Origin of the sequence: Pseudomonas fluorescens (assembly GCF_012974785.1) — a bacterium.
Classification (GTDB): domain Bacteria; phylum Pseudomonadota; class Gammaproteobacteria; order Pseudomonadales; family Pseudomonadaceae; genus Aquipseudomonas; species Aquipseudomonas fluorescens_BT.
This window is the reverse complement of record NZ_CP027561.1, coordinates 135317-159990: the sequence shown is the minus strand read 5'-3', so window position 1 is coordinate 159990 and position 24674 is coordinate 135317. Positions and strand designations below refer to the sequence as shown.

Annotated in this window: 8 protein-coding genes; 5 read left to right on the top strand and 3 right to left on the bottom strand. The window is 61.7% G+C overall.

The window, feature by feature from the left end; all coding sequences use genetic code 11:
- Positions 1-2: 2 nt before the first annotated feature.
- A complete protein-coding gene (locus C6Y56_RS00680; protein ID WP_169428309.1) occupies positions 3-1355 on the bottom strand; it encodes a TolC family outer membrane protein in 1353 nt (450 codons plus the stop codon).
- A 360-nt stretch (positions 1356-1715) separates the two neighbouring features.
- Here C6Y56_RS00680 and C6Y56_RS00675 point away from each other — a divergent pair, with 360 nt between their 5' ends.
- The gene (locus C6Y56_RS00675) at positions 1716-17948 is read left to right on the top strand and encodes a LapA family giant adhesin (protein ID WP_169428308.1); all 16233 of its coding nucleotides are present in this window, start codon (positions 1716-1718) and stop codon (positions 17946-17948) included.
- 148 nt (positions 17949-18096) lie between these two features.
- A complete protein-coding gene (locus tag C6Y56_RS00670) occupies positions 18097-18435 on the top strand; it encodes a tryptophan synthase subunit beta (protein WP_169428307.1) in 339 nt (112 codons plus the stop codon).
- Between the two features lie 221 nt (positions 18436-18656).
- On the opposite strand, the gene lapD is transcribed toward C6Y56_RS00670, so the two are convergent.
- Positions 18657-20603 (bottom strand): cyclic di-GMP receptor LapD, encoded by a 1947-nt coding sequence (gene lapD / locus C6Y56_RS00665; RefSeq protein WP_169428306.1) that lies wholly within the window; start codon positions 20601-20603, stop codon positions 18657-18659.
- Between the two features lie 14 nt (positions 20604-20617).
- Positions 20618-21310, bottom strand: coding sequence for a cysteine protease LapG (gene lapG, locus C6Y56_RS00660; RefSeq protein ID WP_119428526.1), 693 nt, complete (start codon positions 21308-21310; stop codon positions 20618-20620).
- A gap of 194 nt (positions 21311-21504) precedes the next feature.
- Here lapG and C6Y56_RS00655 point away from each other — a divergent pair, with 194 nt between their 5' ends.
- The 3 genes from C6Y56_RS00655 (at position 21505) to C6Y56_RS00645 (ending at position 24668) form a co-directional block, all read left to right on the top strand.
- Entirely contained in the window at positions 21505-22215 is a 711-nt protein-coding gene (locus C6Y56_RS00655; RefSeq protein WP_169428305.1) for a GntR family transcriptional regulator, read from the top strand.
- A 753-nt stretch (positions 22216-22968) separates the two neighbouring features.
- A complete protein-coding gene (locus C6Y56_RS00650; RefSeq protein WP_169428304.1) occupies positions 22969-23742 on the top strand; it encodes a DUF3050 domain-containing protein in 774 nt (257 codons plus the stop codon).
- A complete protein-coding gene (locus C6Y56_RS00645; RefSeq protein WP_169428303.1) occupies positions 23739-24668 on the top strand; it encodes a diiron oxygenase in 930 nt (309 codons plus the stop codon). Before C6Y56_RS00650 ends, C6Y56_RS00645 begins: the two co-directional genes overlap by 4 nt.
- The last annotated feature ends 6 nt before the right edge of the window (positions 24669-24674 follow it).

Here is a 24674-nt window from a genome sequence, read left to right as displayed (position 1 = left end):
ACTCAATTCATATCGGGCAGTTGAACCTTGGGCTTCACGTCGTTCTGCACAACGGATGCCAATGGTGCGACCACTCCCTGGCTCTTGAGCAATTCGCCCATGGTCGCCTTGATTCGGTATTGAGTAAATAACTGAATGTTCTTGATCTCGGCCAGACGACGCGAAGCGGTAAACAGTTCGTTTTCACTGTCGAGCAAATCCAGCAGGGTTCGTTCGCCCAGACTGAACTGACGCTGGTACGCGGTACGCACCGAGGTGCTGTGATCGACGTACTGCTGGGCGATCGGCACTTGGGCATTGGCGTTATTCAGGGCGTTCCAGGCCAGGCCCAGTTCCTCGTTCAACTGACGCAGGGCGTTGTTGCGGATGTCCAGCGCCTGGTTCGACAGATAGGACTTGGATTCCAGGTCAGCCTTGTTGCTGCCGCCGGAGTACAGGTTGAAGCGCATGCGCAGCATCGCCTGCCATTCATTGTTGTGACCGTTCTGGCCATCGAGGTCGTTGTCGGCGGTGCGGCCCAGCTCGGCGTCGAAACGCGGGTAGAAGGTCGACTTGGCGGTTTCGTACTGCTTTTCGGCCGCGGCGATGTCGGACTCGGCCGAACGCAGGATCGGGCTGTTTTCCAGCATCTGCGTGCGGGCTTCATTCAGGTTGGCCGGCATCATCGCCATGAACGGCGCAGGACGCTCCAGTTGATCGGGCATCTGGCCGACGGCGCTGAGGAAGTTGGTTTCCGAGTCGGCGAGGTTGGTCTGCTCGGTGATCAGGTTGTTGCGGGCCTGGGCCATCCGCGCTTCGGCCTGGTCGAGGTCAGCACCGCTGCCGACGCCGCGCTGGGTGCGCAACTGGATCTGATCGTAGATGCGCTGGTGGCTCTTGAGGTTTTCCTCGGCCAGACGCACGAATTCGCGGCGGGTCAGTACATCCAGATAAACCTGGGCCACGGTCAGCGCAGTGCGCTCGGAGGTCCCGAGCAAGGCATAGGCGCGGGAGTTGACGGTGGCTTGTTGACGCCCTACCTCGCTGGACGTCGCGAAACCGTCAAAAACCATTTGCGAGAGACGTAAACTTGACTCGCTGCGGTTCAGGGTTTCCCAGTGATTACCGCCGCCGTTGGCGCGGGTGGTGACGCTGTCGGTGCCTTCACGGCCATAACCGCCGAGCAGGTCGACCTTGGGCAGGTATCCACCTTTGGCAGCCTTTAACTGATAATCCGCAGCCAAACGACTATTGACCCCCGCCTGGATTTCCGGATGGACATCCAGTGCCTGTTGCATGGCTTCGGGCAGGGTTTGTGCTTGTGCAAAAGACGCGGCGAGAGCGAAAGGCAATGCCTTGAACAGGTGCGAACGCATGGTAAGGATTTCCCAGAACTTCTTGTCGTGAATCACAGCAATTAAGGGTGCTGCGTCGGATGATGGCAACCGGAATGACCGTATGTCGGAAAGTTTAAAACCGGAACTGGATCACATGCTCAAGGGCAAGTCGCCGCGTAAATATCAATGTGACATTAGTGGGGCGATTGTTTAGGATGGCATCCATAAGGTCAATAGTTTGGCATAAAGTTAATAGCGAAAGATTCCAGCCAAAATATTGACGCAGATCAGCGTCAAACTTGTTCCACCCTTTTTAAAAAGTACGTCCAGACTGAATCGGCGCAGAAAAGCCATCAGGTCTATGGAAGTCAACTGAACGTGACACCCGGAGAGTCTTCAATGAGCAGTGTTGTTGCCATCGTCAAAAGCATTGTCGGTCAGGTTTTCGTGGTGTCCCCAGAGGGCGTCCGTCGCGTACTCGTTGAAGGCGACCGTTTGTTCGCCGGCGATCAGGTCGATACCGGCGTATCTGGCGCGGTGTCTCTGGAGCTGGCTGACGGCCGTACCATCGATCTGGGTCGTGACACCCAATGGAGCGCCGATACTCCGGACTCCACCACCGACCTGGCCGAAGCCACTGCGCAAGCCGCACCATCCGTTGAAGAGCTGCAGCAGGCCATTGCCGCCGGCGTCGACCCGACCACCGCTCTTGACGCCACCGCTGCCGGCCCGAGCGCCGCAGGCACTGGTGGTGCTGCCGGTGGCGGCCACAGTTTCGTGATGCTCGACGCAACCGCTGGCCGTGTCGACCCGACCATCGGCTTCCCGACCGCAGGCATCAACTCGGCCGGTCAGGCCGCCCAGAACATCACGGGTGGCCAGACCACCGATACCACCCCCAACGCCTTGCGCGACTCGACCCTGAGCCTCAGCGCCACACCGACCATCACCGAAGCCGGCGGCGTGCTGGTGTACACGGCGACCCTGACCCAGGCGCCGCTGACCGACCTGAGCATCACCCTGTCCAACGGTTCGGTGATCGTGATTCCGGCAGGCTCCACCACGGGCACCGTCAACGTGCCGCTGGCCCCGAACGATACGGTCTACAACGACCCGACCCAGATCAACGTGACCGTTACCGGCACCACCGGCGGCAACGGCATTACCGTCACCGTGCCGACCACACCGGCCGTGACCCAGGTCACCGACACCATCGACACCACCACCGTCACGCTGACGGCGGGCAACAGCGTCACCGAAGGTGGCCAGATCACCTACACCGCGACCCTGACCAACCCGGCGCAGACGCCGGTCACCGTCACCCTGTCCAACGGCTCGACCATCACCATCGGCGCCGGCCAGACCACCGGCACCGTCAACGTGCCGACTGCGCCCAACGACGTGTACAACAATGGCAGCACTGTCACCACGACCATCACCGGTGCAACGGGCGGGAACTTCGAGAATCTGGTACCGAACCCGACGCCGGCCGTTACCACCATTGTCGATTCGAAAGACACCACCGGCCTGACCCTGACGGCCACTGGCACCGTGGTCGAAGGCGGCCAGATCACTTACACCGCGACGTTGACCAATCCGGCGCAGACACCGGTCACCGTCACGTTGTCGAACGGTTCGACCATCACCATCGAAGCCGGCAAGACCACCGGCAGCGTCAACGTGCCAACCGCGCCGAATGACGTCTACAACAACGGCGGCACCGTCAGCACCACCATTACCGGTGCTACCGGCGGCAATTTCGAAAATCTGGTGCCGAACACCACGCCGGCGACCACCACGGTCACCGACTCCATCGACACCACCAATCTGTCGTTGAGCGCCACCGGCTCAGTGGCCGAAGGTGGCTCGATCGTTTACACCGCTACATTGACCAACCCGGCCGGCACGCCAGTGACCGTGACGTTGAGCAACGGCTCCGTCATCACCATTGAAGCAGGCAAAACCACCGGCACTGTGACCGTTCCGGCGCCAGCCGATGACGTTTACAAGGATGCGGGCAAAGTCGAAGTCAGCATTGCCGGCACCACCGGCGGCAACTTCGAGAACCTGGTACCAAGTACCGTTCCGGCCGTGACCCAGATCACCGATACCATCGACACCACGACGGTCAAACTGACCGCGACCGAAACCGCAGCCGAAGGCGGCACCGTTATCTATACCGCGACGGTGGGCGCGCCAGTGACCGGCTCGCCGGTGACCGTGACCCTGGCCAACGGTCAGTCGATCACCATCGAAGTGGGCAAGACCACTGGCACCGTCACCACCACCGCGCCGAACGACGCGGTGACCGGCAATCCGCCGCTGACCAACTCGATCACCGGTGTGACTGGCGGCAACTACGAAAACCTCGTCGCCGATAAAACCCCGGTTTCGACCACGATCACCGATACCGTCGACACCACCAACCTGTCGCTGAGCGCGACTGGTTCTGTGGCCGAAGGCGGCTCGATTGTTTACACCGCCACCCTGACCAATCCGGCCGGCACCCCTGTGACCGTGACCTTGAGCAACGGCGCGGTGATCATCATCGAAGCCGGCAAAACCACCGGTACCGTGACCGTTCCGGCCCCTGCCGATGACGTCTACAAGGACGCGGGCAAGGTCGAAGTCACGATCAAGGACGCGTCCGGCGGCAACTTCGAGAACCTCGTTCCGAGTACTGTCCCGGCGGTTACCGAAGTGACCGATACCGTCGACACTTCAACCGTGAAACTGACCGCTGACACCTCGGTCGCTGAAGGCGGCACCGTCACTTACACCGCCACTGTTGGCGCACCGGTGACCGGCTCCCCGGTCACCGTGACCCTGGCCAACGGTCAGACCATCACCATCGAAGTGGGTAAAACCACCGGCAGCGTGACCACCACCGCACCGAACGATGTACTCAACGGCCACGCGCCGCTGACCAACTCGATCACTGACGTAAGCGGCGGCAATTACGAGAACCTCGTGGCCGACAAGACGCCGGTCAGCACCACCGTGACCGACACCGTCGACACCACCAATCTGACCCTGAGCGCCACTGGTTCCGTGGCCGAAGGCGGTTCGATCGTTTACACCGCGACCCTGACCAACCCGGCCGGTACGCCGGTGACCGTGACCTTGAGCAATGGCTCGGTCATCACCATCGAGGCTGGCAAAACCACTGGTACCGTGACTGTTCCGGCTCCGGCTGATGACGTCTACAAGGATGCCGGCAAGGTTGAAGTCACGATCAAGGACGCGTCCGGCGGCAACTTCGAGAACCTGGTGCCAAGCACTGTTCCAGCGGTTACCGAAGTCACCGATACCATCGACACCACCACGGTGAAGCTCACCGCGACCGAGTCGGCAGCAGAAGGTGGCACTGTCACTTATACCGCTACCGTTGGCGCGCCAGTGACCGGCTCGCCGGTGACCGTGACCCTGGCCAATGGTCAGTCGATCACCATCGAAGTGGGCAAGACCACTGGCACCGTGACCACCACCGCACCGAACGATGCGTTGAACGGCCATGCACCGCTGAGCAACTCGATTACCGACGTAAGCGGCGGCAACTACGAGAACCTCGTAGCGGACAAGACTCCGGCTTCGACCACGGTCACCGACACCATCGACACCACCAACCTGTCGCTGACTGCGACCGGCACCGTGGCCGAAGGCGGTTCGATCTTCTACACCGCCACTCTGACCAACCCGGCCGGCACGCCAGTGACCGTGACCTTGAGCAATGGCTCGGTCATCACCATCGAGGCCGGTAAAACCACTGGTACCGTGACCGTTCCAGCTCCTGCCGATGACGTCTACAAGGACGCCGGCAAGGTCGAAGTGACCATCAAGGATGCGTCCGGTGGCAACTTCGAGAACCTTGTTCCAAGCACCGTCCCTGCCGTGACGGAAGTCACCGATACCATCGACACCTCGACCGTCAAATTGACGGCTGACACCTCGGTGGCCGAGGGCGGCACTGTCACCTACACCGCGACTGTGAGTGCGCCTGTGACCGGTTCGCCAGTGACTGTCACTTTGGCCAACGGTCAGCAAATCACCATCGAAGTCGGCAAAACCACCGGTACCGTGACCACCACCGCACCGAACGATGCGTTGAACGGCCATGCACCGCTGAGCAACTCGATTACCGACGTAAGCGGCGGCAACTACGAGAATCTGGTCGCCGACAAGACCCCGGTTTCGACCACGGTCACCGACACCGTCGACACCACCAACCTGTCGCTGACTGCGACCGGCACCGTGGCCGAAGGCGGTTCGATCGTCTACACCGCGACCCTGACCAACCCGGCCGGCACGCCAGTGACCGTGACCTTGAGCAATGGCTCGGTCATCACCATCGAGGCCGGCAAGACCACCGGTACCGTGACCGTTCCAGCTCCTGCCGATGACGTCTACAAGGACGCCGGCAAGGTCGAAGTGACCATCAAGGATGCGTCCGGTGGCAACTTCGAGAACCTTGTTCCAAGCACCGTCCCTGCCGTGACGGAAGTCACCGATACCATCGACACCTCGACCGTCAAATTGACGGCTGACACCTCGGTGGCCGAGGGCGGCACTGTCACCTACACCGCCACGGTCGGCGCGCCAGTAACCGGTTCTCCGGTCACCGTGACCCTGGCCAATGGTCAGCAGATCACCATCGAAGTCGGCAAAACCACCGGCACCGTCACCACCACGGCGCCGAACGATGCACTCAACGGTCACGAGCCGCTGACCAACTCGATCACCGGTGTGACCGGTGGCAACTACGAAAATCTGGTTGCTGACAAGACACCGGTCAGCACCACCGTAACCGACACCGTCGACACCACCAACCTGTCGCTGAGCGCCACTGGCACCGTGGCCGAGGGCGGTTCGATTGTTTACACCGCCACGCTGACCAACCCTGCGGGCACGCCGGTGACCGTGACCTTGAGCAATGGCTCGGTCATCACCATTGAAGCCGGCAAGACCACCGGCACCGTGACTGTTCCTGCGCCAGCCGATGACGTTTATAAAGACGCCGGCAAAGTCGAAGTCACCATCAAGGACGCGTCTGGCGGCAACTTCGAAAACCTGGTACCAAGTACTGTTCCAGCGGTTACCGAAGTCACCGATACCATCGACACCACCACGGTCAAACTGACTGCGACCGAGTCGGCGGCAGAAGGTGGCACCGTCACCTACACCGCCACTGTCGGCGCGCCAGTAACCGGTTCTCCGGTCACCGTGACCCTGTCCAACGGCCAGCAAATCACCATCGAAGTCGGCAAAACCACCGGCACCGTCACCACCACGGCGCCGAACGACGCGCTGAACGGTCACGAGCCGCTGACCAACTCGATCACCGGTGTGAGCGGTGGCAACTACGAGAATCTGGTTGCTGACAAGACCCCGGTCAGCACCACGGTGACCGACACCGTCGACACCACCAACCTGACCCTGAGCGCCACTGGCACCGTGGCCGAAGGTGGTTCGATCATTTACACCGCGACCCTGACCAATGCGGCTGGCTCGCCAGTGACCGTGACCTTGTCGAACGGCGCGGTCATCACCATCGAAGCGGGCAAGACCACTGGCACCGTGACTGTCCCGGCGCCAGCCGATGACGTCTATAAGGATGCCGGCAAGGTCGAAGCAACCATTTCGACGGCAACCGGCGGCAACTTCGAGAACCTGGTGCCGAGCACCGTGCCGGCCGTGACCCAGGTCACCGACACCATCGACACCACCACGGTCAAACTGACCGCGACCGAATCGGCGGCAGAAGGCGGCACCGTTACTTACACTGCGACGGTGGGCGCACCTGTGACCGGTTCGCCAGTCACCGTGACCCTGTCCAACGGCCAGCAAATCACCATCGAAGTCGGCAAGACCACCGGCACCGTGACCACCACTGCGCCGAACGACGCGCTGAACGGTCACGCGCCACTGACCAACGCGATTACCGACGTGAGCGGTGGCAACTACGAGAATCTGGTCGCCGACAAGACGCCAGTGTCGACCACTGTCACCGACACCGTTGACACCACCAACCTGTCGCTGACCGCGACCGGTACCGTGGCCGAGGGTGGTTCGATCCTCTACACCGCGACCCTGACCAATCCGGCCGGTACGCCGGTGACCGTGACCTTGTCGAACGGTGCCGTGATCACCATCGAAGCGGGCAAAACCACCGGCACCGTGAGCGTTCCTGCGCCAGCCGATGACGTCTACAAAGACGCCGGCAAGGTTGAAGTCACCATCAAGGACGCGTCCGGCGGCAACTTCGAGAACCTGGTACCAAGCACCGTTCCAGCGGTTACCGAAGTCACCGATACCATCGACACCACCACGGTCAAACTGACCGCGACCGAGTCCGCCGCTGAAGGTGGCACCGTCACCTACACCGCCACTGTCGGCGCACCGGTGACCGGTTCGCCTGTGACCGTGACCCTGGCCAACGGTCAGTCGATCACCATCGAAGTCGGCAAAACCACCGGCACCGTAACCACTACCGCGCCGAACGACGCACTCAACGGCCACGAACCGTTGACCAACTCGATCACTGACGTGAGCGGCGGCAACTACGAAAATCTGGTGGCCGACAAGACACCGGTCAGCACCACCGTCACCGACACCGTCGACACCACCAACCTGACGCTGAGCGCGACGCCGGAAGTCAACGAAGGTGGCCAGATCACCTACACCGCGACCCTGACCAACGCCGCTGGCACCCCGGTGACCGTGACGCTGAGCAACGGCGCGGTGATCACCATCGAGGCTGGCAAAACCACCGGCACCGTGACCGTCGATGCACCGAAGGACGACGTCTACAAGGACGCCGGCACCGTGGAAACGACCATCAAGGGCGCCACCGGCGGCAACTTCGAAAACCTGGTCACCAGCACCAGCCCGGCAGTCACCACCGTCCACGACACCATCGACACGTCCACCGTGTCCCTGAGCGCTACCGCCAACGTCGCCGAAGGCGAAACCGTGGTCTACACCGCCACCGTGACCGCGCCAGTGACCGGCTCGCCGGTCGTGGTGACCCTGTCCAACGGCCAGACCATCACCATCGCCGTGGGCGAGACCACCGGCACCGTGAACTTCGTCGCGCCGAACAGCCCGCTGGCTGGCGGCAGCTCGCTGAGCGTCACCATCGACAAAGCCACTGGTGGCAACTACGAAAACCTGGCCGTCGACAGCAAACCGGCCAACACTTCGGTTTCGGACACTGTCGACACCACCAACCTGAACCTGACCGCCACCGACTCGGTGGCCGAAGGGGGTTCGATCGTCTACACCGCCACCCTGACCAATGCGGCTGGCTCGCCAGTGACCGTGACCTTGTCGAACGGCGCGGTCATCACCATCGAAGCCGGCAAGACCACTGGCACCGTGACTGTCCCCGCGCCAGCCGATGACGTCTACAAGGATGCCGGCAAAGTCGAGGCGACCATTTCGACCGTCACCGGTGGCGGTTTCGAGAACCTGGTGCCGAGTACCGTTCCGGCCGTGACCAACGTCACCGACACCATCGACACCACCACGGTCAAACTCACCGCCACCGAGTCGGCGGCTGAAGGCGGCACGGTCACTTACACCGCGACTGTGGGTGCGCCTGTGACTGGCTCGCCTGTGACCGTGACCCTGGCCAATGGTCAGCAGATCACCATCGAAGTGGGCAAGACCACCGGCACCGTGACCACCACCGCACCGAACGATGCGTTGAATGGCCATGCACCGCTGACCAACGCTATTACCGACGTGAGCGGTGGCAACTACGAAAATCTGGTGGCCGACAAGACGCCGGTTTCGACCACGGTCACCGACACCGTCGATACCACCAACCTGACCCTGAGCGCCACTGGTTCCGTGGCCGAGGGCGGTTCGATCGTCTACACCGCGACCCTGACCAACCCGGCGGGTACTCCGGTGACCGTGACCCTGTCGAACGGCGCTGTCATCACCATCGAAGCCGGTAAAACCACTGGCACCGTGAGCGTTCCGGCTCCGGCTGATGACGTCTACAAAGATGCGGGTAAAGTCGAAGCAACCATTTCGACGGCCACCGGCGGTAACTTCGAGAACCTGGTGCCAAGCACCGTTCCGGCCGTAACCCAGGTCACCGACACCATCGACACGACGACCGTGAAGCTCACCGCTTCCGAAACGGCGGCAGAAGGCGGCACCGTTACTTACACCGCCACTGTTGGCGCACCAGTGACGGGTTCTCCGGTCACCGTGACCCTGGCCAACGGTCAGCAAATCACCATCGAAGTCGGCAAGACCACCGGCACTGTCACCACGACCGCACCGAACGATGCGTTGAACGGTCATGCACCTCTGACCAATGCGATCACCGACGTAACGGGCGGCAACTACGAAAACCTCGTCGCTGACAAAACCCCGGTCAACACCACCGTCACCGACACCGTCGACACCACCAACCTGTCGCTGACTGCGACCGGCACCGTGGCCGAAGGCGGCTCGATCGTTTATACCGCGACATTGACCAACCCGGCCGGCACTCCGCTGACCGTGACGTTGAGCAACGGCGCCGTCATCACCATTGAAGCGGGTAAAACCACCGGCACCGTAACCGTTCCGGCCCCGGCCGATGACGTCTACAAGGATGCCGGCAAAGTCGAAGTCACCATCAAGGATGCAACCGGCGGCAACTTCGAGAACCTGGTTCCGAGCACCGTTCCGGCTGTCACCGAAGTCACCGACACCATCGACACGACGACCGTGAAGCTCACCGCTTCCGAAACGGCGGCAGAAGGCGGCACCGTTACTTACACCGCCACCGTTGGCGCACCAGTGACGGGTTCTCCGGTCACCGTGAGCCTGGCCAACGGTCAGCAAATCACCATCGAAGTCGGCAAGACCACCGGTACCGTGACCACCACCGCACCGAACGATGCGTTGAACGGTCATGCACCTCTGACCAATGCGATCACCGACGTAACGGGCGGCAACTACGAAAACCTCGTAGCTGACAAAACCCCGGTCAACACCACCGTCACCGACACCGTCGACACCACCAACCTGTCGCTGACCGCGACCGGCACCGTGGCCGAAGGCGGCTCGATCGTTTATACCGCGACATTGACCAACCCGGCCGGCACTCCGCTGACCGTGACGTTGAGCAACGGCGCCGTCATCACCATCGAAGCGGGTAAAACCACCGGCACCGTAACCGTTCCGGCCCCGGCCGATGACGTCTACAAGGATGCCGGCAAAGTCGAAGTCACCATCAAGGATGCAACCGGTGGCAACTTCGAGAACCTGGTTCCGAGCACCGTTCCGGCTGTCACCGAAGTCACCGACACCATCGACACGACGACCGTGAAGCTCACCGCTTCCGAAACGGCGGCAGAAGGCGGCACCGTTACTTACACCGCCACTGTTGGCGCACCAGTGACGGGTTCTCCGGTCACCGTGACCCTGTCCAATGGTCAGTCGATCACCATCGAAGTCGGCAAGACCACCGGCACCGTCACCACCACTGCGCCGAACGACGCGCTGAACGGTCATGCACCTCTGACCAATGCGATCACCGACGTAACGGGCGGCAACTACGAAAACCTTGTAGCTGACAAAACCCCGGTCAACACCACCGTCACCGACACCGTCGACACCACCAACCTGACACTCAGCGCTACCAATTCGGTCGCCGAGGGCGGTTCGATCCTCTACACCGCCACACTGACCAACGCTGCCGGCACTCCGGTGACCGTAACGTTGAGCAATGGCGCCGTGATCACCATCGAGGCGGGTAAAACCACCGGCACCGTGACCGTTCCAGCCCCGGCAGATGACGTCTACAAGGACGCCGGCACTGTCCAGGCAACGATCACCAACGCCACCGGTGGCAACTTCGAAAACCTGGTGACCAGCACCACGCCAGCGGTGACCAGCGTCACTGATACCATCGACACCACCACGGTCAAACTGACCGCGACCGAAACCGCGGCTGAAGGTGGCACCGTCACCTACACCGCGACCGTGGGTGCCCCAGTGACCGGCTCGCCGGTTGTGGTAACCCTGGCCAATGGTCAGAACATCACTATTGAAGTCGGTAAAACCACCGGCACCGTGACCACCACGGCGCCTAACGATGTGCTGACCGGTCATGCGCCACTGACCAACGCCATCACCAACGTTTCCGGTGGCAACTACGAAAATCTGGTCGCCGACAAAACCCCGGTCAGCACCACCGTGACCGACACCATCGACACCACCAACCTGTCGCTGACCGCGACCGGCACCGTGGCCGAAGGTGGTTCGATCGTCTACACCGCAACGTTGACCAACGCGGCGGGCACTCCGGTGACCGTAACCTTGAGCAATGGCGCCGTGATCACCATCGACGCCGGCAAAACCACCGGCACTGTGACAGTTCCTGCACCGGCCGATGACGTCTACAAGGACGCCGGCACCGTACAGGCAACGATCACCAACGCCACCGGTGGCAACTTCGAAAATCTGGTGACCAGCAACACGCCAGCGGTGACCAGCGTTACCGACACCATCGACACCACCACGGTCAAACTGACCGCGACCGAAACCGCGGCTGAAGGTGGCACCGTCACCTACACCGCGACCGTGGGTGCCCCAGTGACCGGCTCGCCGGTTGTGGTAACCCTGGCCAATGGTCAGAACATCACTATTGAAGTCGGTAAAACCACCGGCACCGTGACCACAACGGCGCCTAACGATGTGCTGAATGGTCATGCGCCACTGACCAACGCCATCACCAACGTTTCCGGTGGCAACTACGAAAATCTGGTCGCCGACAAAACCCCGGTCAGCACCACCGTGACCGACACTGTCGACACCACCAACCTGTCCCTGAGTGCTACCAATTCGGTTGCCGAAGGTGGTTCGATCATCTACACCGCCACACTGACCAACGCGGCGGGCACTCCGGTGACCGTAACCTTGAGCAATGGCGCCGTGATCACCATCGACGCCGGCAAAACCACCGGCACCGTGACGGTTCCGGCACCGGCCGATGACGTCTACAAGGATGCCGGCACCGTACAGGCAACGATCACCAACGCCACCGGCGGCAACTTCGAAAACCTGGTGACCAGCACCACGCCAGCGGTGACCAGCGTCACTGATACCATCGACACCACCACGGTCAAACTGACCGCGACCGAAACCGCGGCTGAAGGTGGCACCGTCACCTACACCGCGACCGTGGGTGCCCCAGTGACCGGCTCGCCGGTTGTGGTAACCCTGGCCAATGGTCAGAACATCACTATTGAAGTCGGTAAAACCACCGGTACCGTGACCACCACGGCGCCTAACGATGTGCTGAATGGTCATGCGCCACTGACCAACGCCATCACCAACGTTTCCGGTGGCAACTACGAAAATCTGGTGGCCGACAAGACACCGGTCAGCACCACCGTGACCGACACTGTCGACACCACCAACCTGTCCCTGAGTGCTACCAATTCGGTTGCCGAAGGTGGTTCGATCATCTACACCGCCACACTGACCAACGCGGCGGGCACTCCGGTGACCGTAACGTTGAGCAATGGCGCCGTGATCACCGTCGAGGCGGGTAAAACCACCGGCACCGTGACCGTTCCAGCCCCGGCAGATGACGTCTACAAGGACGCCGGCACTGTCCAGGCAACGATCACCAACGCCACCGGCGGCAACTTCGAAAACCTGGTGACCAGCAACACGCCAGCGGTGACAAGCGTTACCGACACCATCGACACCACCACCGTGAAGCTGACTGCCACCACGACGGTGGCCGAGGGCGGCAACGTCGTCTACACCGCGACTGTCGGCGCTCCAGTGACGGGTTCGCCAGTGACCGTGAGCCTGTCCAACGGCCAGACCATCACCATCGACATCGGCAAGACCACCGGCACCGTGACCACCACCGCGCCGAACGATGCGCTCAACGGACACACGCCGTTGACCAACGCCATCACCAACGTCAGCGGCGGCAACTACGAAAACCTCGTAGCCGACAAGACGCCAGTGTCGACCACTGTCACCGACACCATCGACAACACCAACCTGTCGCTGACTGCGACCGGCACCGTGGCCGAGGGTGGTTCGATCGTCTACACCGCAACGTTGACCAACGCGGCGGGCACTCCGGTGACCGTAACGTTGAGCAATGGCGCCGTGATCACCATCGAGGCGGGTAAAACCACCGGCACCGTGACCGTTCCAGCCCCGGCAGATGACGTCTACAAGGACGCCGGCACTGTCCAGGCAACGATCACCAACGCCACCGGCGGCAACTTCGAAAACCTGGTGACCAGCAACACGCCAGCGGTGACAAGCGTTACCGACACCATCGACACCACCACCGTGAAGCTGACTGCCACCACGACGGCGGCCGAGGGCGGCAACGTCGTCTACACCGCGACTGTCGGCGCTCCAGTGACCGGTTCGCCAGTGACCGTAACCCTGTCCAACGGTCAGTCGATCACCATCGACATCGGCAAGACCACCGGCACTGTCACCACGACCGCGCCTAACGACGTCCTGAATGGTCATGCACCGCTGACCAACTCGATCACCAATGTGAGTGGCGGCAACTACGAAAACCTCGTGGCCGACAAGACGCCGGTCAGCACCACCGTGACCGACACCATTGACACCACCAACCTGTCGCTGACCGCGACCGGCACCGTGGCCGAGGGTGGCTCGATCACCTACACCGCAACCCTGACCAACGCGGCCGGCACTCCGGTGACCGTGACGCTGAGCAACGGTTCGGTGATCACCATCGATGCGGGTAAAACCACCGGCACCGTGACCGTTCCGGCACCGGCTGACGACGTCTACAAAGACGCCGGCACCGTGCAGGCAACCATCACCAACGCCACCGGCGGCAACTTCGAAAACCTGGTGACCAGCAACACGCCAGCGGTGACCAGCGTCACTGACACCATCGACACCACCACCGTCAGCATCACCGGCAGCACCTCGGTGACCGAAGGCCAGACCGCCAGCTACACCGTCAGCCTGACCCACCCGGCGCAAACCGACGTGACCCTGAAAATCGTCTACAGCGGCACCGCCGCCGACGGTTCGGACTTCACCGGCGTGTACACCGTGAAGATCCCGGCGGGCGCCAGCAGTGCGCAGTTCAACGTCGCGACCATCGACGACAAGATCACCGAAGGCACCGAGAACTTCGTGGTCAAGATCGACTCGGCCACCGGCGGCAACTTCGAGAACCTGGCGGTCAGCAGCACCAACGGCAGCGTCAGCACCTCGATCATCGACAACGATGCACCACCGGTCATCGACCTCGACGCCAACAACTCCAGCGGCGCCACCGGGGCCGACTACAAGGTGACCTTCACCGAGAACACCCCGGGCGCAGGTGTGTCGATTGCCGACACCGACATCAACATCACCGACCCGGACAGCACCATGCTGACCGGCGCCACCATCGTGCTGACCAACCGTCAGGACGGCGATGCGCTGAACCTGGGCAACAGCGTCAACGGCATCACCATCAACGCCAACAGCACCAATGGCACGATCACGCTGACACTCTCGGGCAACGCAACGCTCGCCGACTACATGCAGGCGATCAAGAACATCACCTTCACCAACAGCAGTGAAGACCCGAGCACCGTGCCGCGCATCATTACCGTGACGGTGACCGATGGCGGCAACTACTCCAACGTGGCCACCACCACGGTCAACGTGGTCGCCGTCAACGACGCGCCGGTTGCCGCGCCGGCCAACGTCACTGGCACCGAAGACACGCCGCTGATCCTCGGCTGGTCGACCTTCGGCGTGACCGACGTCGACAGCCCGGCCTCAAGCCTGGGCGTGAAAATCACCCAACTGCCGGGCGAAGGCAAACTGCAGTACCTGGACGGTTCGACCTGGAAAGACGTCGCCACCAACCAGACCTTCAGCAAGGCCGACATCGACGCCGGCAAGCTGCGCTTCATGCCGGATGCCAACGAATCGGGTGTGAACGGTTACGGCGGCACCGGTCTGGGCAACAACCAGGCTGACTACGCACAGATCAAGTTCCAGCCAACCGACGGTCAACTGCTGGGTAACACCGGCACGATCAAAATCGACATCACGCCGGTGGCGGATGCGCCGACCCTGTCGGTGGCCGACAACAGCGTGAAGTCCACCGGCTTGATCAAGGAAGTCTGGACCGGCCTGTCGGGCCTGGGCACCGACGGCAGCGGCGCGAACTCGACCACCCTGAAAAACGTGATCGACGGCGCCGGTACCGCGAACTCCAAAGGCAACGTGACCAACGTGCAGTCCGACGGCAACGTCGCGGCGGGCACCGCGTCGAAGACCTCCGGCCTGATCTACCTCGAAGCCGGCAAGACCTACACCTTTACCGGCACCGGCGATGACAGCCTGCTGGTGAACATCGGAGGCAAGAACGTGGCCTCCACGACGTGGGGCGCGGGCGGCAACCTCAACGGTTCGTTCACCCCGACCACCAGCGGCTACTACACCCTGGAGATCTACCACCACAACCAGAACGGCCTGGGCAGCTACGACGTCAACCTGTCGGTCAACGGCGGTACGGCGATCGACCTGAGCAGTACCGGCGTGCCGATCTACACCGGCGTACAGGACCTGGTGAACTCCGGTGTAACCGTCTCCGATCTGCACGGCACCAACGGCGAAGGCTATTACGACGGCTACAAGCTCAACACCGGCGCCGAAGGCACCACCGTGAAACTGTCGTCGATCAGCACTGCGCTGACCGACACCGACGGCTCGGAAACCCTGAGCATCAAGATCAGCGGCGCACCGGTCGGTTCGGTCCTCAGCGACGGCGCCGGCCACAGCTTCACCGTGACCGCCACCAGCGGCGATGCCAACGTCACCGGCTGGAACCTCGGCAGCCTGACCGTGACCCCGCCGGCCTACTACAACGGCCAGTTCAACCTGACCGTGACCTCGACCTCCACCGAGGCTCTGGGCGGCTCGGCCAGCACCACCGCGACCATTCCGGTCTCCGTGGTGCCGGCGGTCTACAACTCGATTGTCGCCACCTCGGCCGACGACACCGTCACCGGCACCGACGGCAACGACATCATCGTCGCCGACATCGGCGGCCTGACCGTTGTGCCGGGCACCAACTACAACATCGCGTTCATGGTCGACAGCTCGGGCAGCATGAGCACCTCGTCGATCAACGCCGCCAAGGACTCGCTGACGTCGGTGTTCAACACCCTCAAGCAGAGCATGGGCAACAACTCGGGCACGGTGAACATCTTCCTGGTGGACTTCGATACCCAGGTCAACAAGTCGGTGTCGGTGAACCTCAACGATCCGAACGCGCTGACCAAGCTCAAAGCGGTGCTGGACTCGATGACCTCCGGCGGGGGCACCAACTACGAAGACGTGTTCAAGACCACGGCCAACTTCTTCCAGAGCGCTGATGCAGTGGCCAACACCGGGGCGAAGAACCTCACCTACTTCATCACCGACGGCCAGCCGACCTACTACCAGAGCGGCGAACAGACCAACCCGACGCTGTACGGCAACGTGAAGTTCGACGACGTGGTGAAGACCAGCAACTACAAACTGGGCGACAGCTTCAGCACCTACATCGACAGCACGCACTACCTGACTATCAGCACGGCGGGGGCCGTGGTCCTGCAGACGTACAAGAACGGCTACTGGAACTGGAACAACGTGGGCAACATCCACGCCCAAGGCGACGGCACCTACGAGCTGTCGAACCTGGCGGGTTCCGGCAGCAGCACCAGCTCGGCCACGACTGACAATGCCAACAGCGCCTTTGCGCTGTTGGGCAACCTGTCCAATGTGGAAGCCATCGGGATCAACAGCGGTGTCAGCCTCAACGACCTGAAACCGTACGACACCGATCACAACCCGCAGACCAACATTGATCCGAAGGACCTGGCCAACTCGATCATCGGCCACACCGAAGCGACGATGCCGGGCAACGACACGGTCAACGGCGGCGACGGCAATGACATCCTGTTCGGCGATCTGGTGAGCTTCAACGGCATTGCCGGCGAGGGTTACCAGGCGATGCAGGCGTTCGTCGCGCAGCAGACCGGCGTCGATGTCAGCAAAGTCACCACCAGCAACGTGCACCAGTACATCACCGAGCACTATCAGGCGTTCGATGTGTCCGGTACCCACGACGGCAACGACACGCTGCTGGGCGGCGCAGGCAATGACATCCTGTTCGGCGGTGGCGGCAATGACGTGCTCGATGGTGGCAAGGGCAATGACATCCTGCTCGGCGGCACCGGCAACGACACGCTGATCGGCGGCCCGGGCAACGACATCCTGATCGGCGGTTCCGGTGCCGACACCTTCGTCTGGAAAGCAGGCGATACCGGCAACGATGTGATCAAGGACTTCAACGCCAGCGAAGGTGACCGCATCGACCTGCGCGACCTGCTGCAGGGCGAGTCCGGCAGCACCATCGACAACTTCCTGAAGATCACCACGGTCGACGGCGTGTCGTCGCTGCAAGTCAGTTCGGCGGGCAAGTTCAACTCCGCCGACGCGGCTGCCGCGACACCGGACGTGACGATCAAACTGGAAGGCAACAACTGGTCCACTGCCAACATTCACAACCTGATTGCCGGCAGCGATCCGACCATCAAGGTCGACCACAACAACAGCTGACGCGTGAACAAAACGGCCGCCCCCATGGGGCGGCCGTCACGTTTGCGTCTTTCTTCCCGGTGACGATTTCGTCCCCGCACCGCATACTCCCCTGCAGTTGGCTATGCTGCTGACAGCATGACGCTGGTCCATTTCCGAGGGATGCTCAATGTTTTACGTGCAACGCGATGCACAGGGTCAGTTGGTTCGCGTGGAAGCTGCGGCCTGGGCCGAGGCCACGGAAACGCTGCCCGCCGACCACCATGAAATCCAGGCCTGGTTCGCCAATGCGGCGGTGGAAAACAGCCTCAAACAGCTCAAACAGAGCGACCTGGAGATGATTCGGGTACTCGACGACCTGATTCAGGTCCTGACCCAGAAAGGCGTGATTCGCGTCACCGACCTGCCAGCGGCGGCCCAGGCCAAATTGATGGACCGTACCCAAGCCCGGGAAGCACTGGGCGGGTTGAGTCAGTTGATCGATGAGGATGAGGGCGGGTTGATCTGATTTGCCTGTAAGTACAGATCAAAAGCCAGCCCTCTCCCCAGCCCTCTCCCGGAGGGAGAGGGAGCAGACCGTGGGATATTGGGGTAGTACGCCGACGTGAAAGAGCTTCGCTGAATCCATAATCGACTCGATTTTTCAGGTCGATGTATAGCGCCAGACACCTCGGTCGGTCCCCTCTCCCTCCGGGAGAGGGCTAGGGTGAGGGCAGCGATCTCAATGACTCATCGCCAAGGCGCTGGCTCACCGAACAACTGCCCCTGAACCCCATACAACCCCATCTCGCGAATCACCGACAACTCCCCTTCCGTTTCGACCCGCTCGGCAATCAGCGGCAGATCGATACTGTGCGCCGCACGCTGGATAGCCTCGATGAACAGGCGCTTGTCGCTCTCCTGATCGATCGCGCGGATGTAGCTGCCATCGATCTTCAGGTACGCCAGCCCCAGCCGCGCCAGGTTGCCGATCATGCTGAAACGGCCGCCGAACCGTTGCAGGCTCAGGGAGAAACCGAGTTCGCGCAGGCGCCGGGTCAACTGCTCCAGCACCGCCTGCTCCGGCAGTTGCTCCTCGCCGATTTCCAGGGTCAGGCGCGGCCCCAGATTGGAGTGCGAGCGCAGAATCTCGAAGACTTTGTTCAGCGCCTGTGGATCGGCCAGGGTCGCCGAGGACAGATTCAGCGCCAGGGATTCTGCATGGTCGGCCATTTGCTCCAGCACTCGCTCGAGCATCAACCGGTCCAGTCGCGCGGTCCAGCCAAAGCGCTCCAGCCACGGCAGGAAACGCCCGGCGGGAATGGTCTGGCCCTGTTCGTCGAGCAGCCGCGACAGCACTTTGTAATGCAGCACCAGCTGTGTGTCCTGCGCCGCCACCACCGGTTGGAAGAACAGCTCGAAACGCCGCTGATTCAGCGCCTGATCGAGCAAGCGATGCCAGGCGTGGTGATCGTCACCGACCTCCGCCACCAGGCTCTGGTCGAGGCACGCCCAGTTCTGCTCGCCCTGACCTTCGGCCTGGGCCAGTGCCTGATCGCCGAGGCTGAGCACCGCTTGCGGCGAATCACCGTGAGCGAACGGCGCCAGACCGATAGAAGCCACGGCGGCCACGTCGGTGGCGCCTGTCGCATGCAGGCTGCTCAACGCACTGTCGAGACTCTGCGCCAGTTGCAGCGCTTCTTCGCGGGTCAGCCCCGGCGCCAGCACGGCGAATTCACCGCCGCGAATCCGGGTAACAAGGTTCTGGGTTTCCGGGTATCTGGCGCACTCGCGGGACAGTTGCTCGCCAACCGCTTTCAACAACTCATCGGTGCGCTGACCGCCGAGGCGCTGGTTGAGCCCGGCCAGATCCTTGACCCGCAACAGCAGCAGATAACCGGAACTGGCCTGCTCCGGGTTGCTCACCCGCGCATTCAGCTGCATCTCGAAATAACGCCGGTTGGCCAGCCCCGTGAGGTTGTCCTGATAGGACTCGGTGCGCAGTTTTTCGCTGCGCTCGGCCTGCTCCTGAAACAGCGCCTTGAGCTTCTCGACCATCTGGTTCATCGCCAGCACCACGCGGCGCAATTCCGGCGTGCGCGGCAGGTCCGGCAGGCTGAGAAATTCGCGGCGGGCGATGGCGTGGGATTGCTTGACCATGTAATCCAGCGGCTTCAATTGCCGACGCAGCAACAACGCGCCCAGCACCGCACTCACCGCGCCGCAGACCAGCAACCAGCCCAGGCTGCCGAGTGCGCTCTGCCAGAGTTTGGCCAGGGCGAACATCGGATGGCTGACCACTTCGACCCGCGCCGCCTGCTCCCAGCCACGGCTGACCAGAGCATCGCCACCGGCCGGCTCCAGGCCGATCAGTCTGACGAACCAGTCCGGCACGTTGGTGACGGCCGGAATGCCGCTGCGCTCGACAATGGTCTGATCGGTCTTCAGGTCGACCACACGGATGCTCGAATAATAACCGCTGTCAAAGATCGAACTGACCAGCAGCTCGACCATCGCCGGGTCGTCGATATTCGGTGTCAGCGACAGCGCCAGCGCTGTGGCGGCGTCCTGGGCGTGGGAGCGCAACTGGTTGACGTACTGGGTGCGCGAGCTCTCCAGGCTGACCATGAAGCTGCCGGTGAAGGCAACCACGAGGAACAGACAGATAGCGATCAACAGCTGTTTGAACAAGGACATCTGAGCGCGTGCTCCTAGTTAGTCGTCTCGACCGGGAATCCTTCGGCCTGCATTTTTTTCAACACATCCTGCCAGCGTGACAGGCGTTTGGTGTCGCCGACCTTTTTGTTGCCCTTGGCCCCCGGCAGGTACAGACCTTCGGCATTGAAAGAGTAGACCGGCAGCAAATCGGTTCGCTCGGAAGCCGGTTTGATCGGGTCGATCAGACTGTCGAGCACCAGTGGCATGGCGTCGGGACTGGAATAGTAGGTCAACACCATATGCGCGCGGTTCTGGCGCAAGGCCTTGACGTAGGTGATGCGCAACTTGTCACTGGCCACGCCGAGGTGGCGCAGGCTGAAATACTTGGCGATCGCGTAGTCTTCGCAGTCACCGGCGCCTTTCCACAAGGCTTCGATGGGCGTCTCCCAATAATCGACCTGGCCCCACAGGTCGATGTCCTCGACATAGCGCATCTGTTTGTTGAAAAACAGGTTCACCACTTTGAGCTTTTCCATCTCGCTGACCTGCTTCTGGGTGGCCAGCAGATTCTGCCAGGCGTCGATCCGTTGTTGCCCGGCGCCCAGCGGTCCGTACAATGCCGTGGCCTTGCGGCTGATCGCGGAAAAATCCCAATCGGCATGCAGACCGCCCAGCATGACGCCGGCCAGCAGCAGCGCGCAGGCAAGCCAGCGCGCAATCCGTGGGATCGCGAAACGTACCGCCAATGCAAGGCATCCAGAGCAGGAGGAAAGGCGTTTGATGGTGAAGGTTAGCCGAGCAAAAAACAATGGCACCCTGAGATCATCGCTGGCGCGCTAAACTTCAGATGTGACAGGGTTCTTCTACACGGTTTGACAACCTGTAGAGCAATCACTAGTGTCCTTTGGATCCAAATTCCGCAGTCAAAGGGTGTGCAGTTGTGACCCAGAAGCCCAAGCCACTCCACAGCATCAAAGTCGACGGGCCGATTCCCGCGCATATGGCGCGCTCGGTCATCGAGGAAACACTGCGCGCCGCGATTCTCGACGGGCGCCTGCCGTGCGGCACCGCCGTGCGCCAGCAGGATCTGGCGGACCTGTTCGGCGTCAGCCGCATGCCAGTACGCGAAGCGTTGCGTCAGCTCGAAGCCCAAGGCCTGTTGAACGTGGTTGCACACAAAGGCGCCGTGGTAGCGCCGCTGATCCAGGGCGACGCGACCGAAACCTATGAGCTGCGCATCCTGCTGGAGTCCGAAGCACTGCGCCAGTCGATCCCGCTGCTGACCCCGGCCGATCACGAGCGCGCGGCCGGCTACATCGAAGAGCTGGAAATCGAACACGACTACACCGAAATCGGCCGGCTCAACCGTCTGTTTCACATGGCGCTCTACAGCAAGGCGCCCAATGGCCGGCTGTTGCGGCTGGTGGAAGACGGCCTGAATGAAGAAGAACGCTTCCTGCGTTTCAACCTTGAGGCCATGGGCCTGGGCAAGATCTCCCAGGACGATCACCGTGCTCTGCTGCAAGCCGTGAAGCAACGGGACACCCCGCTCGCGGTGGCATTGCTGGAGCAGCACCTCAACCGTGGTGTCGAGGTCATCACCCGTTACCTTGCCAGCCCCGCCGCTCAAAATCGCAAGACCGCCCGCTGAACGCCCCTTCCGGGTGAGCGCCTGCTCACCCGGCGAATAACCCGCTTACAAATCCCCACGCCGGTCACGCTCAATTGCCGTGGCACTTCGGCGCCTTCGCTCTAACCTCCCCCCTGCTTTGGACAGCCCGGAAATTGCACCGCAAGGAAGTCATTTTCGACGATAGCCGCGGCGCCGATTTACGCGCACCCTTGGATCGCCAACCCAATATAGAACGGGGACGCGCCGCCCCGGCAGCAGTCCCCGCACCAGGAACCTACGGAAGGAGCCTTGTCACGGGAACAGGAAGAAACGGCGCCGTTACAGCCCGACTTCATCCCCTCATATTCATTCAACTACTCAATTGGAAAGTTGCTTCGAGTGAGGCATTCACTCTTGTCGTTCAATTTTGGCCATTAAACGCCGAAAGGAGCAACTACGCCCAAATAAAACTTAACTCATAAGTTTTATCAGACCCACTCATACTTGAAAAACAGCCAACTAAAAATAATTAAAAATAAACTTGTTAAGTTGTTTTGCGATGTATTAGTTTTTCTTCGCCGAGTTTGGATCCGAAATGACAAACCCGGCCCAACCCTGCAGTACGGCCTCGATCGCGACGGTTTCACCGTCCGCTGCTGTCTCGGGCCCTTCAGACATTGCCTGTTTTCATCGAAACCGAATGAGGCTGTCGTTCGCCTGGAGAAACTTGTTCAACGTTATTAGCGATTGATTGAGCAGTCCCTATTCCCTATTAGCCAGAGTCTCGCAACCATGCCAACCAAAGAGCAACTTACACTAAAGAAAGCCGAACTCAGCGTTCATCCGATCTTCTCCGAAATCGATTCTTTGGCGACATTGCGCCGGTTCATGGAGTCCCATGTATTTGCTGTCTGGGACTTCATGTCACTGACCAAACGCCTGCAGCAGGAACTGACTTGCACTCGTCTGCCGTGGTTGCCGCCGCGCGATCCGCATGCAGCCAGACTGATCAACGAAATCGTGCTCGGGGAAGAATCGGACGATCGGCTGTCACACGGGCATTACAGTCACTTCGAACTGTACCTTGATGCGATGCGCGAAGTCGGCGCGGACACGACAGCGGTGGAGCGCTTCGTGATGCTGCAGCAGGAAGGCGTGAGTTACGACGTCGCCCTGCAAAGCGTCGAGGTCGATCCGGCCGCTGCGCAGTTCGTGCGTGACACGCTGCAAACCGCACTGCATGCGCCGGGGCACAGCGTGGCCGCCGCCTTCCTGCACGGTCGCGAGAGCGTGATCCCAACCATGTTCCAGCGCATGCTCGATGCCTGGGGCATTGGCGTCGAACAGGCGCCGACCTTCCGTTACTACCTGGCGCGACACATCGAGGTCGACTCCGAAGACCACGGCCCGGCCGCCGAGCAACTGCTGGACCGTCTGGTCGATGGCGATCCACAGCGCGAAGCCGAGGTTTACGCCAGCGCCATCGCCGCCGTGGAAAGCCGCATCGCCCTGTGGGACGGCCTGCGCCTGAGCATGCGTGAACCGCTGGCGGAGGTGGCCCAATGAACGCCGCCGACTACCAGTCTTTCGCCGATGCCTGGGAAAGCCGCGCGACCATTCGCACCCGGCCGCGTCGTGTGCTGGAGGACGACGCGCGGCTGATCTATCCGCTCAGCCGCCAGCCGTTGGTGCTCAGCGAAACCTTCCTGCGCGAATGCCCGGAACAGCGTGATTTCGCCCTGGTGCAGACGCTGTACAAATTCATCAACGACGTGGTGATTTTCGAAACCGAGATCGTCGACAAGACCGCCCGCAGCATCGCCAAGAACCGCTTCGCCTTGGCGTTCCCGTTCGCCTGTCGTTACGACGCCATGACCGTCGTCGTGGATGAGGATTACCACGCGCTGGTGGCGATGGATTTCATGCAGCAGACCGTGGCCCTGACCGGTATCGAGCCCATCGAGTTGCCGGATGAAATCGAACTGAGCCGGGCAATTCCGGCCGCCGTCGAACTGGCCCCGGAACACCTGCGCAGCGCCGTGGAGCTGATCTGCGTGGCCATCGCCGAGAACACTGTGACTGGCGATGTCGCGGCGTTCGCCCGGGACGACACGGTCAAGCCGTCGATCAAGGGCCTGATGGCTGACCATCTGCTGGACGAGGGTCGGCACTCGAGTTTCTGGGCGCGGATGGTGCGCATCTACTGGCACACCGCGAGCGATACGGATCGTGAATGTATTGCGCAGATCCTGCCGGTGTTCATCGGCCACTACCTGACCAATGACATCCAGAAATCTTTCGACCTGCGCCTGATCGATGCCTTGCCGGTCAACGATGCCACCCGCCGCGCCCTGAAAGACGAGATGGCCGGGCTGGCCTTCCCGATCAATCGCCACCACCCGCTGGTGGGCAACATCGTGCGTTTTTTCCACAACAGCTCACTGCTCGACACACCGTGCGTACGGCACGCCCTGCGCGACTACCTGGTTTGACAAGGA